A 13,284-nucleotide genomic window follows, 5' to 3' on the forward strand; every position below is an offset into this window, starting at 1 on the left:
TATCCCTTCGCCACTGTGGTGAGAGTCGTCGTGTGTTCCCGCTTAGTTTGCGGAGGAACCAACCAGTTCGGTCGGAATCTTGTATCCGACACCGCGCACTGTCTGGATAAAGCGATCCGCGCCCAGCTCGTCGAACTTTGCACGCAAGCGCTGGACGTGCACATTCACCAGAGAATCGCTCACGTCGGTGTAACCCCAGACCATGTCCAGCAGCTCCTGACGGCTCAGGGCCTGGCCGGGGTGGCGCACCAGGGCCGCCAAAAGATCGAACTCCAGCGGAGTCATCGGGACCTCGGTGTCGTGGTACTTCACCGTGCGGCCGTCCATATCCATGACGATATCGCCAATCGACACGACCAGCTGGCGGCTCTCACGCGGGCGCAGGCGGGTTCGGATACGAGCCAACAGCTCGGCGTGCTTAAACGGCTTGGCAATGTAGTCGTCGGCGCCGGCCTCCAGGCCCTTCACCACGTCTTCGGTATCGCTCTTGGCGGTCAGCATGATGATCGGCACGTTCGAGGAACGGCGAATCTGCTGACACACCTCAATACCGTTCATTCCGGGAAGCATTAGGTCCAGAAGAACCAGGTCGGGAGTGGAGCGCATAAAGGTTTCAAAAGCGCGTGCACCATTCTCGCAAAAAACGGCGTTGAACCCCTCTTGTGCGAGCACAAGACCAATCATCTCCGCCAGGGCGTCATCATCATCAACCACCAGAATGGTGTGCGCGTCGCCTACGCTCACAGTACCTCCCTAAAGAATTGCCGAAATTACTTACACTAAAATGTCATTCCTCTAATCATACCCCGCACTCGCCCAGGGCTCGGGCACACTCTGTCACTCGCGCCAGAGAAGCCGTCGCTTCTGTGAGGCTCAGCGAGGCGTAGCCTCCTGCGGGCAGGCGAGCGTCGTCGGGAATGAGGCCCACGGAACTCAGCTGACGGGCCTCCAACCCCACCTCGCGCCACAGGTTGAAAAGGCGTCGTGCCTGGTGGGGCACCATTTCCTCGGTGACGACCGGCAGCCAGATGCGGGCCCCCGCATCCGCTAGCTGGGCGATAGGCTCCCAAGAGCGCGGATCGTTCAAGGGCGGCACGTGCAGCGTTCCCGCCCCGCGCGGACGGGAACGGTCGGGGTGCAGCATCAGGGCGCAGGGCAGGGCGGGGTTGGCTGCAACCTGCATGGTTTTGAACATCTCGAGCGCGTCCAGGCTCGGGGCGGGCTTAACACTCACCTTCGGCGCGCGCAACGGTTTCACCCCGGTGCCGTCAATATTCAGGATGACCTGCAGGTTCAGGTCGGCGCACCGCTCCGTCAGGCGCCGGTACGCCTCGCGATAGACGTGTGGTTCAATTGCCGGCAGGGTACGGAAGCCGCTCACAGTGGGGATAGAGCCCTCCAGCAGGCGTTGAAATTCTGGCTCGTCAAATTGCACGGCCAGCGGGGCGGTCGGGGCTTGCAGGGCCTCTCGCAGGAGAATAAACCAGCGTTCCATACCCTCGAGGAAAGAATCCAGCAGATCGCGGCTCGCGCCGGCATCGCTCATCGCCCGTTCGCCACCGGGCAGGTACACCTGCGCGGCGAGGCTCAACGGACCGGTGAGCTGGATCTTGTAGGCGGGGCGGGTCGCCCTTTCTCCCCCGGTCTGCGTTGAGGTGCGGCGGCCCGAAGCGCGTGAGCCCACTCGGTCAGCCAGAAGATTGATATCCGAGAGCAGCCGGTCCTCGGCCAGAGCCGATTCGCGTGCACCGCGTCCGGTGCTGTGCACCATGCGCCAGCCGAAGGATGCACCATCAAAGGCGATTCCCTCACAGATTGCCAGGGTGCGCGCGGTCGCGGTCCCCTTCCAGCCGGTGGCCGGCAGCTGCGGCAGATAGGGCAGATGTGGCGCTCCCAGTTCTCCCTCGATGCGGGCCATCGCCTCCGCCAGGGAGGTTCCGGGGAAGGGCCCGGTGCCGCTGGCACGCACCAGAGGACGCTCGGCGGCGAGGGCCGCGAGCTCCCGCTCGTCCAGCTCGTCGCCCTCGGGGGCACGGTACTCACCGGGCATCAGCAGACGTTGAGGCGTCGGTTCCGGCGCGGGGCCTCGCCCGCCCCGGCGAGGGCTACTCTGCATGGTCGGCCGAGGTGGGGTTCTCACCCTGCTCGCTGTCCTGCTGCTCAGTCGCGATACGAATGTGGTGACGAATCACCTCAGAGATGATGAAGTTCAGGAACTTCTCGGCGAACTCGGGGTCCAGGCTGGACTCCTTCGCCATGGCGCGCAGACGGGCAATCTGGGCTTCCTCGCGGCCGGGGTCGCCCGCCGGCAGATTGTGCTTAGCCTTGAGCAGACCCACGCGCTTCGTGGCTTGAAAACGCTCCGCCAAAATGTGCACGAGGGCCGCATCGAAGTTGTCGATGGAGCGGCGCATCGCGAAAAGCTCCTCGTAGACCTCGGGCGCAACTTCATCGCCCATGGAGGTGGCGTGAGGGTCAAATTCGCAGGACGTGTGTTCGGCGGTCATCGGTTTCTCCTCAGATCGGTTGTGGTCTTCTGTGCGTTGCGGCTGCGGTGTGGTTGGGGCAAACCGCGAGAGTATTTACTGCTGTGCCTTAGGCGCCCAGGGCTTCCTGAATATCCTCGCGGTTCAGGGAGTATGCGCGGGCAATCGTGGACTGGCCCAGCACGCGGGTGCCCTGGTAGAGCACCATGGTCTGGCCGGGAGCGACGCCCGAGAGCGGGTCCAGCAGGCGCACCACGGTCTCCAGGCGCAGCGCGTTCTCTTCTTCAGCTTCGGGGTCGGGGGCCCAGGTCAGGTACGCCTTGGCGCGCACCGGGTCGGCGTGGGCGCGCACCTGCGCGGTCACCTCAAACTCTTCGCTGCGAGCGCCTGGCTGCTCCGGTTCCTGCAGGAAGCGGGCTGCCTGATTCACCGGGACTCCGGCCCAGGTGGCGCGGATGCCGCGAATCTCGTCCACGGCCAGAAGCTCGCGGGATCCGACAATCACCTCGTTCTCTTTGGGGCGCACCTCCAGCACGAAGCGGGGCTTGCCGTCGGGGGCGGGGCGACCCAGGGCCAGGCCCTTACGCTGACCGACGGTGTAGGCCTGAGCGCCGGGGTGCTCGCCAAGCACCTGGCCGTTCGTGTCCTTGATGAGGCCCGGGCGCATCTGGATGTGCTCGCCGAGCCACGCGCGGGTGTCACCTTCGGGGATGAAGCAGATGTCGTAGGAGTCAGGCTTCTTCGCCACGGAGAAGCCGCGCTCGGCGGCCTCGGCACGCACCTGTGCCTTCGAGGGGGTATCGGCCAGGGGGAACCAGGCGTGCTTGAGCTGCTCGTGGGTGAGCACGCCGAGCACGTAGGACTGGTCCTTGGCCCAGTCGGCGGCGCGATGCAGTTCGCGGTTACCGTCCTCGTTCGTGATGACGCGGGCATAGTGGCCGGTCACCACGGCGTCGAAGCCGAGGGCGACGGCGCGTTCGAGCAGGGCTGCGAACTTGATCTTCTCGTTGCAGCGCATGCAGGGGTTGGGGGTTCGCCCGGCCTCGTATTCGGCGATGAAGTCGTCCACGACGTCTTCCTTGAAGCGTTCCGAGAAGTCCCAGACGAAGAAGGGAATACCCAGCTGGGAGCAGACGCGGCGGGCGTCCATGGAGTCTTCGAGGGTGCAGCATCCGCGGGAGCCGGTGCGCAGGGTTCCGGGCATGCGCGAGAGGGCCAGGTGCACGCCCACGACCTCGTGACCCGCATCGACGGCGCGGGCCGCGGCCACGGCGGAGTCAACGCCGCCGCTCATAGCTGCCAGAATCTTCACTACGCTATTCCTCGTTTCCGTGGCCGAACCTTTCCGCGCGTTGCGCGGTGGGGTGTTCGGCCGGTCCTGTGTTGATGTCGTCTATACGCCGATGCTCTATCGGCTGCCTCGGATGCGCGGGTGCGCAGAGGCACGCGGGCCCGGGGCTGTAGCTACCTATTGTACGCAGGGCGACGCCCCGGTACCGGGCAGTGCACCCTCAGCGAACCTCCGGTCCAGGGGTGAGGTTCGGGGCTTCGGGGTGTTTTGGGCGGTTCCGGGGCGTTCTACGCGGGGATGCTTAGTGCCAGCGGGATGCGTCCGGCAGCTGAGACGACAGCCCAGCCTTGGCGGCCTGGGTGTAGGCGGCGGGTAGGGCCGCGATGAGGCGCGCAATATCCGCGCCGGTGCTCGAGTGGCCGAGGGTGAAGCGCTGGGCGCTGCGGGCGGTGTCCTCGTCCATACCCATGGCGATGAGCACGTGGGAGGGGCGGGTTACCCCGGCGTTGCAGGCCGAGCCGGTGGAGCTGCTGATGCCCTGCATGTCCAGTAGGAAGAGCAGGGTGTCACCCTCTGCGTTCTCGAAGGTGAAGTGCGCGTTGCCGGGCAGGCGCTTCTGGCCGGGGTACTCCTCGGTGAGCGGATCCTCGCCGCTCAGGTGCGCCTGCGGAATGAGCGCGCTGACGGCGGCCACGAGTTCGTTGCGCAGCGAGGCGATGCGGGCCGATTCCTGGGGCAGGTGCTCAACTGCGTGCACGGCGGCTTCGGCGAAGCCCGCGATGGCGGGTGCGTCGATGGTGCCGGAACGCACGGAGCGTTCCTGACCGCCGCCGTGGAGCACGGGGGTCATCGGCACGGCGCGGGTAGCAATCAGCGCACCGATGCCCATGGGGCCGCCAATCTTATGGCCGGAAATGGCGAGGGTGGTCGTGCCGCTGGCATGGAAGTCAATCGGCACAGCGCCAAAGGCCTGCACGGCGTCCGAGTGCATGGGAATCCCGTACTCGGCGGCGATAGTGGCAATCTCGGGGATGGGCTGCACGGTACCCACCTCGTTATTGGCCCACATGACGGTCACGAGCGCGACGTCCTCGGGGTTCTTCTCGATGAGCTCGCGGACCGTCTGCGGGTTCACGCGGCCACGTTCGTCCACGGGAATCCATTCAATCCGTGCGCCCTCGGCCTTTTGAAGCCACTCGCAGGTGTCTTCCACGGCGTGGTGTTCGATGGAGGAGACGAGAATTCGGGTACGACGAGCGTCTTCCTCGCGGCGCTTCCAGTAGATGCCCTTGACGGCGAGGTTGTCCGCCTCGGTGCCGCCCGAGGTGAAAATAACCTCGGCGGGGTCGGCGCCAATGGCGCGGGCTATGCGTTCGCGGGCGTACTCGACGGTGGCTCGGGCGTCTCGGCCCAGGGCGTGCAGTGAGGAGGGGTTGCCGCCCGCGCGCATCTGTTCGACCATCGCGTCGATGGCGGAGGGAAGCACCTCGGTGGTTGCGGCGTGGTCAAGGTAGACGCGGCCGTTCTGGCGGTTGGTTTCTGCGCTCATGTATTCCTCCTGCTGGATGCGTGGCTGTTCGCCTCGCTTATTTTATCGCGCTGCCTCTGGCCTCTTCTAGCAGCATTTGCCTGTGGGTAGGTCGGTGAGCGCTACTCAGCCGGGCTGTTCAAAGGCTACGCGGTACACTTAGGAACGTGTTCAAGATTCTTTTCTATACCCCCGAGATTCCGGGTAATACCGGTAACGCCATCCGACTGGCCGCGATTACCGGTGCCGAATTGCATCTGGTGGAGCCGCTGGGTTTCAACTTCGATAACGCCCACCTGCGCCGCGCGGGCCTGGATTACCACGACCTGGCCGTGGTGACCGTCCACAAGACCCTCGAGGACGCCTGGCGGGCCCTCGAGCCGGAGCGCGTCTTCGCGTTCACGACCACGGCCTCGACCTCCTACGCGGATATCGAGTACCGTCCCGGAGACGTCCTCATGTTCGGCCCCGAGTCGGTGGGTCTGCCCGCCGAGGTACAGCGGGACGAGCACATTACCGAACGGGTTAAGATTCCCATGAAGCCTGGCCGCCGTTCCCTCAATCTGGCTAACTCCGCATCGATTGCCGTGTTTGAGGCCTGGCGCCAGAACGGATTTGAAGGAGGCGCCATCTAGCATGGCTACCGCACACCACGATTTGCCCGAGCACATGGTTCAGCAGATTCTGAGTTCTACCCCTCCCCTGGCCGAGCAGATTCGCCGGGATCCTGAGAATAAGGAGTACACCGAGCAGGGCTGGGAGCCGGTCTATTCGGCGTCACCTAGGGCACGCATCGTGGTGATTGGTCAGGCACCGGGGCGCGCCGCGCAGGAAAGCCGTATCCCGTGGAACGACCCGAGCGGTGAGAAGCTGCGCGAGTGGATGGGCGTGACAGACGAGCAGTTCTACAACCCCGAGCTCATTTCGCTGCTGCCGATGGATTTCTACTACCCCGGTAAGGGCGCGCACGGCGATAACCCGCCGCGTAAGGATTTCGCGCCGAAGTGGCATCCGCAGCTGCTGGATCTCATGCCGGACGTTCAGCTAATTCTGCTGGTGGGCGCGTACTCCCAGAAGTACTATCTGAACGGTAAGCGCGGTCCGAAGGCCGAACGTAACCTGACCGAGACGGTACGCGCGTGGGAGTCCTACCTTCCGAAGTTCCTGCCGCTCGTGCATCCTTCGCCCCTAAACTTTAGGTGGCAGGCGAAGAACCCCTGGTTCGAGCAGGAGGTCATCCCTGCACTGCAGAAGCGCGTGGCAGAGATTCTCAAGAACGCCTAGCCTTCCCGCAAGGCCGTTCCCGTAGCGCTAATACGACGAAGCTCCCGGCCCTCACATCGAGGGTCGGGAGCTTCGTCTCTATTTGCTCTTCTACCCGCCCGTATTTGTCGGCTCGCATCCCCGTCGCAGAGGCGAGCGCCAAAGAGGCGGGTTAGCGCTACGAGCTGGCGCTGCCCAGGGTCACGGTGATGTCCTTGGTCGTCCCGCCGCGCTTAACCTTGAGCGTCATGTTCGAGCCGGCCGCCGCCGCACGTACCGTGCCGTTGAGCTCGTCGCTCTTCGTGATGGGGTGGCCGTCCGCCTCCACTACGATGTCGCCGGCACGCAAATCTGCCTTGGCTGCGGGGCTGCCGGAGGTCACAGAGCTAATCTCCACACCGCCGGAAATCAGCTTCGAGGAGCCGCTACCGGTGTCGGCGGGGCTGTTCTTAACGTTCGCACCCAGGTAACCGTGGGTGGCCTTGCCGTTAGCGATGATTTCGGAGGAGATACGCTTGGCGTAGTTCGAAGTAATCGAGAAGGCCATGCCGTCGGCGGTACCGCCGTCCTGGCTGGCCTGGCCCTGCGCGTTAATGCCGACCAGTTCTCCCTTGAGGTTGACGAGCGGGCCACCGGAGTTACCGTGGTTGATGGGGGCGTCAGTCTGAACCATGGGGATGTAATTCTGGCCCTTCTCGTCGGCAGGCTGCACGCGGTTCGCGTTCGACACCACACCGGAGGTGACCGTGTCGGTACGGCTATAGGGCGCGCCGAGGGCCACCACGACCTCACCCGAGACCAGCTTCGAAGAATCTCCCCAGGTGATGGGCTGCAGGTCAAGACCGGAAGAGTTAATCTTCAGGACAGCCAGGTCGGAGGCTTCATCGCGCCCCACGATCTTGGCGGTGCGCACCGTACCGTCGTTCAGACGCACCTCGACGATGGAGGCTTCCCTGTTAGAGAAAACCACCACGTGGTTATTCGTCAGGATGTGTCCTTCCTTGTCCAGAACGACGCCGCTGCCGCCGCCGGCAGTGCTCGACCCGTCAGATGCCACGATGCTAACGGTCGAGGGAAGAACCTTCTTCGCGGTCTCGGCGACGCCGGTAACAGTCGACGAGTTGCTGATATTGGAACTCACCGACCCACGAGAGGAGCTCGAAGAGGAGGAACCGGCCGAGGCGGTGAAGGACCCGACGCCGGCGCCCACGCCGCCACCCACGAGGGCTGCGAGCACGGCCGCGGTGAGAACAACTCCGCCACCGTAACGCTTGCTCTTCTCCGGGGCGGGGGAAGCTACCGTAGCGGTCGCACGATACCCGTAGCCGTTCTGAGGGTACGCCTGCGAGTAGCCGTTTTGGGAGGCCTGGTACCCGGCCTGCTGATAACCCTGGTAATTGGGTTGCCCGTTTACGCTCTGCAGAGGCCGTGTCGCGTCGGAGAGGCCGTCGTTGCCGCCCGGGGACCATCCGGTGTTCTGAGTCATGGGTTTGTTCTCCTTGAAGTCTACCCGTGCGTCGTTCGGGCGCACTATCTCTATCTACTGTAGAGGGTCTTTTGTGCCGTTCGATGCTTTTTCACTGTCGCTCAGCGTAGAGTTCCCTGGGAATTTTCTGAGTGTCGGCTTTTCCCCGCGCTACCCGCGAAGTGCCCGCAAATGAGAATCTAGCGAACGGCAATCTACACAGCGGTGCCCGCCTCTACGCACAGCTGAAGCACAGAGAAGACCCGTAGCGTGGAGGGCAGATGATAAGCGAAGGAGGAACTCCAGTGATTGCAACCATAATCTTTTGCGCCATATTGGTTTGCTCAATCGGCATCGGTGCCGGTGTGGTGGCCTGCTGCTCAGGCATGGTGTACCGCCGCCAGCAGGAGGAACAACTCCACGAGCGACACCAGAGCGCGGCCATCTCTAGATAGCGTTGGCCAAGACGATGGATAAGACTCTACCGTCGAACGAGTTTTCCGGTACGGGAGTTGAGAGACCCGTAACGGATGGGGGTGTATCCCCGAAAGTGTCCTTCGGCTCGGGTGAGGCCGAGCCGGGACATATGTGTTAAGTGATGAGTGATGAGGATGCGGTCCCCACCCCGAATACGGGTGGGGGCCGCTTCTTTGTTTGGGCTCGTACCTGCGTTAGCTCCGCGTCCCGGGCTCACCCGCTCCGCAGGATGGCTCGGGTATCGACTCTTAGTATGCGGCGGATTCACACGCTCCCGAGCACGGCGGGGCATGCTGGGCTATCGTAAAGACATGAGTACTTCCCGCGCCGCGTTCGCTCTTCTCGCCACGCTACCTTCGCTATCGGTGGCGGGCCCTGCACCCCTGTACACCCTCCTCGGGGGCGTACTCGCTATCACCCTTGTTGTTCTGCTGGTTAGCCTCCGTGCCCAGAAACGGCGGGGCAAAAACGACGCGCAGCAGAATCAGCGGGTGTCGCCTCCGTACAGCCCGTACCCGACGAGCGCACCGCAGGCGCCTCCCCATGCTCCGGGACAACCCCAGCACGGGTACCCTTCGCAGGTTCAGCCTCCGCAGAACCAACAGGGTCAGCCCGTCCGGGGTGCCGTCAGCTATCCGCAGCAGTACCTGCCGAATCCGCAGCCCTCGAGTGCCCCGCAGGGTACCGCCCCGGCTAACGACGCACAGCAGAACCGTGTTGAGAGCACCGCAGCGAAGCAGGGGGTGCCCTCCCCGCTCGCTCCCCTGCAGGTGGGAAACCCCGCGGGCGTTCGAGAGGCCGGTGTGCGCGAAGAATCCCGGCCGGAGGAGGCCGCCGTTCGGCAGGAAGCCACTCCCCCGATCGGGACGGCTCAGCAGGAAGAAACTACGCAGAAGAACGAGGCTGACCCGCCCAAGCCAGCACCTTCCGACCCTTTCTCTTTGAGCACCAACTTCAAGCTCATTCCCCCTCTAGAGAACGCGCAACGCAGCCGCTACCCCATGGTGCTTTCTGTCAGTAAATCTGAGGATGAGGTCTTTGCGCTGCCGTCGATTAGCGGTGTGCCGCAGCATCTACTGGTGGGCACGCAGGAGAATCATGTTCCGCTGAATCAGCGTCAGCGTTGGGAGCAGGTCAGCATCCTGGAGAACTACCTCATGCGTGCGGTCATGAACCTGCAGACGCTCGAGCGTGCACAGGTTTCTCCGTTGCACAGTTTCAAGGAGACTGCCCAGGCTGACCGCACGGTACTTGCCGCTGAGCTGGAAGAAACCATCCGGGTATCTCGGCTGAAGCTGAGCGGGGCGCTGGAGTTTTATACGTCCCTGCCCCGTCTGGCGGAGGCCCCGGGCTCTTTCGCTTTTGCCCGCGACCACGCGCTCTCCCTGAGCGCCACCGTCATTGAAATGACGGAGCGGTGCTTTGAGCGTACCTTCCGTTGGCGCCTGCTGGAGGATACCCTCCCAGATTCTTTGAGCGACCGCCTGTACGCGGTGCGTTATCTGCGTGAGAGCGCCCAGAAGCTGGCGGCTTTTGTGGAGCTGAGCGAATATGACCGCGCTATGCAGCTTGCCGAGACCTGGAAAAAGACGGCCCGCAAGGATTCGAAGATCGATGAGGGCAAGGTCTGGAATGAGATGACCGAAGTCGCCTTTGACGTTCTGCCCGAGTTGCGAGAGCGGGCGTTGAAGGGCGTGCAGTCTACGTTGGAGTTTAGCGAACTTTTCTACCGCACTGGCGAGGACGGTGTGCACCGTATGCTCCGCCCAGAGCAGCTGAGCGAGTTTGAGCTCAAGGGCGTGCAGTCCACGCTGGAAGAGCGCCTGGAGAAGGTGCGTCTTGAGCTTCAGAATGCGGAGTTCTGCGCCGCGGTCTTGAGCCTGCAGACGAACGCTGTCATTGAGCTTCTGGAGGAGCTTCTGCAGGTTGAGCAGGACGGCGTTCTGACCGAGATTGTGACCGATTTGCGGGCGCTTGCTCATGACTCGCCCGACCTTGCCGAGCAGCCTATCCAGACGGTGACGTTCAGCCGCGAACAGTACGCCCCGGATGGGGAGGATCTTCCGACCATTGGCGAGCGCATCCGTTGCCTTTCGAGTGTTCCCGAGGTTCTGGCGTTCGTGCACTACGAGGGACCGGTGCTTCTGACAGGCGTCTCGGATCCGTATAAGGCATTTTCCGGGGAAGGCTCCTTCGAGGGTCTGCTTTCGGAGGAGAAGAGACTATCTTCCATGCCGCTGTCGGTGTTGCGCACCCATTCGCGGCTTCTGCAGCAGGTGCTTCGCCTGCAGAATCTGCGTTTGAAGCTGGCGTGGGTGAGTAGCTGTAGCGGCTACATGCCTTTGAGCCTGGTTGAACGGTATTTCGTCGGCCCCTCTGCCGCTGATGAGGATTTGAAGGAGCTGACCGAAAATATTGAGGCGCTCGCTGAGCTTCTGGACGCTCGCGCCAGTTCCCGGGAGTATAGGGGTCGTGACGTGCCGGTCCCCCGCATCCTGTGGTCGCAGATGCGGAAGCAGGCAGATCGCAGTTCTAGGTTGCTGAATACTGTGCAGTTCTTGGGCTGGATGTTCGCCTCGTCTTCGCGGGTTAAGGTGGTGAACGGCATAGCACAGAGCATCCACGATGTTGATGCCGCTGAGGTAGTGGAGCACCTGATGAGCAATCTGAAGATTGCGCGTCGGCGCTAACTAGCTGAATAGCCGGTGGGCCGGGGTCTGGCGTGAGGCTAGACGCCGGCCCACCTGTATGCCGGCTTTCCTGTATAACCCTGGGAAGTCGGTAAGCGGGTGGCAAACAACCGCACAATATTGTGGTCTTATTCGCTGAAGGCTTCGTATCATCGGCCCTTGGCCGCGGGGCAGGCTGCCGGGCTGTTAGCTGGGTCGGTTGCTGGGCCGCGGTTACACTAATAGTGTGACCGGTGTTGAGGGTACGCAACGACCGCTACCTGCACGAACGAGCACATAAATACGTCACGATAACGGAGGAAATAGCATGACCAACCACGCCCCCGCGCGTTACTCTCGCAGCGTCTGCTAGTGGGAGCCGTTAGCAATCATGCCCCTTGACCAGCATTCGTGGCAGCAACAGGTCAAAGCCCTCGAAAACTACCTCGTGCACGCCGTGCTGAACCTGCAGACGCTTGAGCGTGCGCAGGTTTCTCCCCTGCACTCCCTAAAGCAGACGCCGAACGCATCGAAGGAACTTCTCTCAGCTGAGCTGGAGCAGTCCATTGAGCAGAACCGCATGCGGCTTAGCGAAGCCCTGAAGTACTACGCTTCCCTCGCTAACCTCGAAGGAAAGCCGGATTCCTTCGCCCACGCCCGAGACCGTTCCCTCGCATTGGCGTCCTCAGTGGTGACGGAGACGGAGCGGTGCTTCGAGCGCACCTTCCGTTGGCGTCTGCTGGAGGATACCCCGCCCGCCGATGTGAACAACCGTCTCCACGCGGTGCGTTACCTGCGCGAGGGCGCGCAGAAGCTGGCAGCCTTCGCGGAGCGGAAAAATTACGATCTCGCGGTGGATCTCTCCCAGACCGTACTGGCTAACCGAGCTCAGCAGTATAAGGCGTCGAATGGCGGTGGGCTGGGTGAAAAGGATGAGAGCAGAAAGCTCTGGGATGCCACGATTCAATACGCTACGAATCTTCTTCCTGCTCTGCGCGAGCAGGCCCTGCTGCTAGTTCAGTCCGTATTGAAGTTCACCGATCCGTTCTACCGCACCGGTCGGGACGGCATCACCCGATTTTTGCGCGTCGAAGATCTGAACGAGTTTGAGCTGACGGGTATGCAAGCCACTCTCGAGGAGAGTCTCGATGCGGCACGCCAACAGTTGCAGGACGCCGAGTTCCTCGCGGCCGTGCTAGACATTCATGTGCGCGAGACCATCGAGGCGATGAACCTTATCCTCGCGCTTGAGGGTGAGGGAATCATCGAGGAGATGACCGCCGACCTTCGCCTGCTGGCTCAGCACGACCCAAAGACCGCGGAACAGCCAATCATGATTCCCAACCATGTAGAGGATTGGGATCATCCCGGTCCCTATTCCCTTATCACAATCGGGAAGCGCATCCAATCGCTAACGGGGTTCCCCGATATCATCCGTTTCCTGCACTACGAGGGGAAGCTCTTGCTCGCAAATCCCGGCTCCGCGTCCCCGGCTCGTCCCGAGCAGATACCCCTCCCCCTGCTGCGGGCTCACGTACGTCTACTCCGCCAGACGGTACGTCTACATACCGTGCAGAGGCAACTGACCTGGCTCGTCACGTGCGACGGGTACCTTCCTCTTTCTCTCATCGAACGCACCGCTTGTGGCCCGTGCGCAGACGATACCGGGAGCGTTGGGGTGCTCCACACCGTTGAGGCGCTGGAAGACCTCATCGAGGCTCGCGAATCTTCCCGCCCCGTTGCGGCGGGTGCTTTCCCCTCGCTCCGCGACGCGTGGGAGCAGGCTCAGGAACTCATCCGTGATGGTGAGAGAAGGCTGAGCACCGCCAAGATGCGGGGCTGCGCCCCCGTATCAACGGTGAGCGTCTCCGACGGGAAGACGAGTACCGTGTACGGCTCGGATGCTCGGGGCGTCCCGCATTACCTTCTTATGAATCGCAAGCAGGCAAGGGATTCTCACCGCTAACAGTCAAAGTAAACGATCAGTAAACAGAGTTCCAATATTCGGGTCATATTCGCTGAAGGCTTCGTATCATCGGGCCTTGACCGCGGGGCCGCGGTTACACTAATAGTGTGACCGGTGTTGAGGGTACGCAACGACCGCT

Annotated in this window: 10 protein-coding genes; 4 read left to right on the forward strand and 6 right to left on the reverse strand. The window is 62.7% G+C overall.

Going from position 1 to position 13,284, the window contains the following annotated elements:
* Nucleotides 1–42: 42 nt before the first annotated feature.
* From mtrA to ADJ95_RS05525, 5 genes are all read right to left on the reverse strand, one after another.
* Nucleotides 43–744, reverse strand: coding sequence for an MtrAB system response regulator MtrA (mtrA, locus tag ADJ95_RS05505; RefSeq protein ID WP_080974956.1), 702 nt, complete (start codon nt 742–744; stop codon nt 43–45).
* A gap of 55 nt (nt 745–799) precedes the next feature.
* Nucleotides 800–2,050, reverse strand: a complete 1,251-nt coding sequence (locus tag ADJ95_RS05510; protein ID WP_239662797.1) for a methionine synthase — start codon at nt 2,048–2,050, stop codon at nt 800–802.
* Between the two features lie 55 nt (nt 2,051–2,105).
* The gene (locus tag ADJ95_RS05515; protein WP_049333347.1) at nt 2,106–2,507 is read right to left on the reverse strand and encodes a chorismate mutase; all 402 of its coding nucleotides are present in this window, start codon (nt 2,505–2,507) and stop codon (nt 2,106–2,108) included.
* Nucleotides 2,508–2,595: 88 nt separating this feature from the next.
* Nucleotides 2,596–3,798, reverse strand: a complete 1,203-nt coding sequence (mnmA, locus tag ADJ95_RS05520; RefSeq protein WP_049333348.1) for a tRNA 2-thiouridine(34) synthase MnmA — start codon at nt 3,796–3,798, stop codon at nt 2,596–2,598.
* Between the two features lie 280 nt (nt 3,799–4,078).
* Nucleotides 4,079–5,326 (reverse strand): cysteine desulfurase family protein, encoded by a 1,248-nt coding sequence (locus ADJ95_RS05525; RefSeq protein WP_049333349.1) that lies wholly within the window; start codon nt 5,324–5,326, stop codon nt 4,079–4,081.
* Nucleotides 5,327–5,472: 146 nt separating this feature from the next.
* On the opposite strand from ADJ95_RS05525, the gene ADJ95_RS05530 reads away from it, so the two are divergent.
* Nucleotides 5,473–5,940 carry a tRNA (cytidine(34)-2'-O)-methyltransferase gene (locus ADJ95_RS05530; protein WP_049333350.1) on the forward strand — a complete coding sequence of 156 codons (468 nt, stop codon included), beginning with the start codon at nt 5,473–5,475 and terminating at the stop codon, nt 5,938–5,940.
* A gap of 1 nt (nt 5,941) precedes the next feature.
* A complete protein-coding gene (locus ADJ95_RS05535; RefSeq protein WP_049333351.1) occupies nt 5,942–6,589 on the forward strand; it encodes a uracil-DNA glycosylase family protein in 648 nt (215 codons plus the stop codon).
* Between the two features lie 157 nt (nt 6,590–6,746).
* Here ADJ95_RS05535 and ADJ95_RS05540 read toward each other — a convergent pair whose 3' ends face one another.
* Nucleotides 6,747–8,054, reverse strand: coding sequence for a S1C family serine protease (locus ADJ95_RS05540; protein WP_049333352.1), 1,308 nt, complete (start codon nt 8,052–8,054; stop codon nt 6,747–6,749).
* 767 nt (nt 8,055–8,821) lie between these two features.
* On the opposite strand from ADJ95_RS05540, the gene ADJ95_RS05545 reads away from it, so the two are divergent.
* Both ADJ95_RS05545 and ADJ95_RS05550 read left to right on the forward strand, forming a co-directional pair.
* Entirely contained in the window at nt 8,822–11,200 is a 2,379-nt protein-coding gene (locus ADJ95_RS05545) for a hypothetical protein (protein WP_049333387.1), read from the forward strand.
* A 370-nt stretch (nt 11,201–11,570) separates the two neighbouring features.
* Nucleotides 11,571–13,145 carry a hypothetical protein gene (locus ADJ95_RS05550; RefSeq protein ID WP_049333353.1) on the forward strand — a complete coding sequence of 525 codons (1,575 nt, stop codon included), beginning with the start codon at nt 11,571–11,573 and terminating at the stop codon, nt 13,143–13,145.
* Nucleotides 13,146–13,284: the final 139 nt, after the last annotated feature.

Source organism: Rothia mucilaginosa, from assembly GCF_001061665.1.
GTDB classification, from domain to species: domain Bacteria; phylum Actinomycetota; class Actinomycetes; order Actinomycetales; family Micrococcaceae; genus Rothia; species Rothia mucilaginosa_A.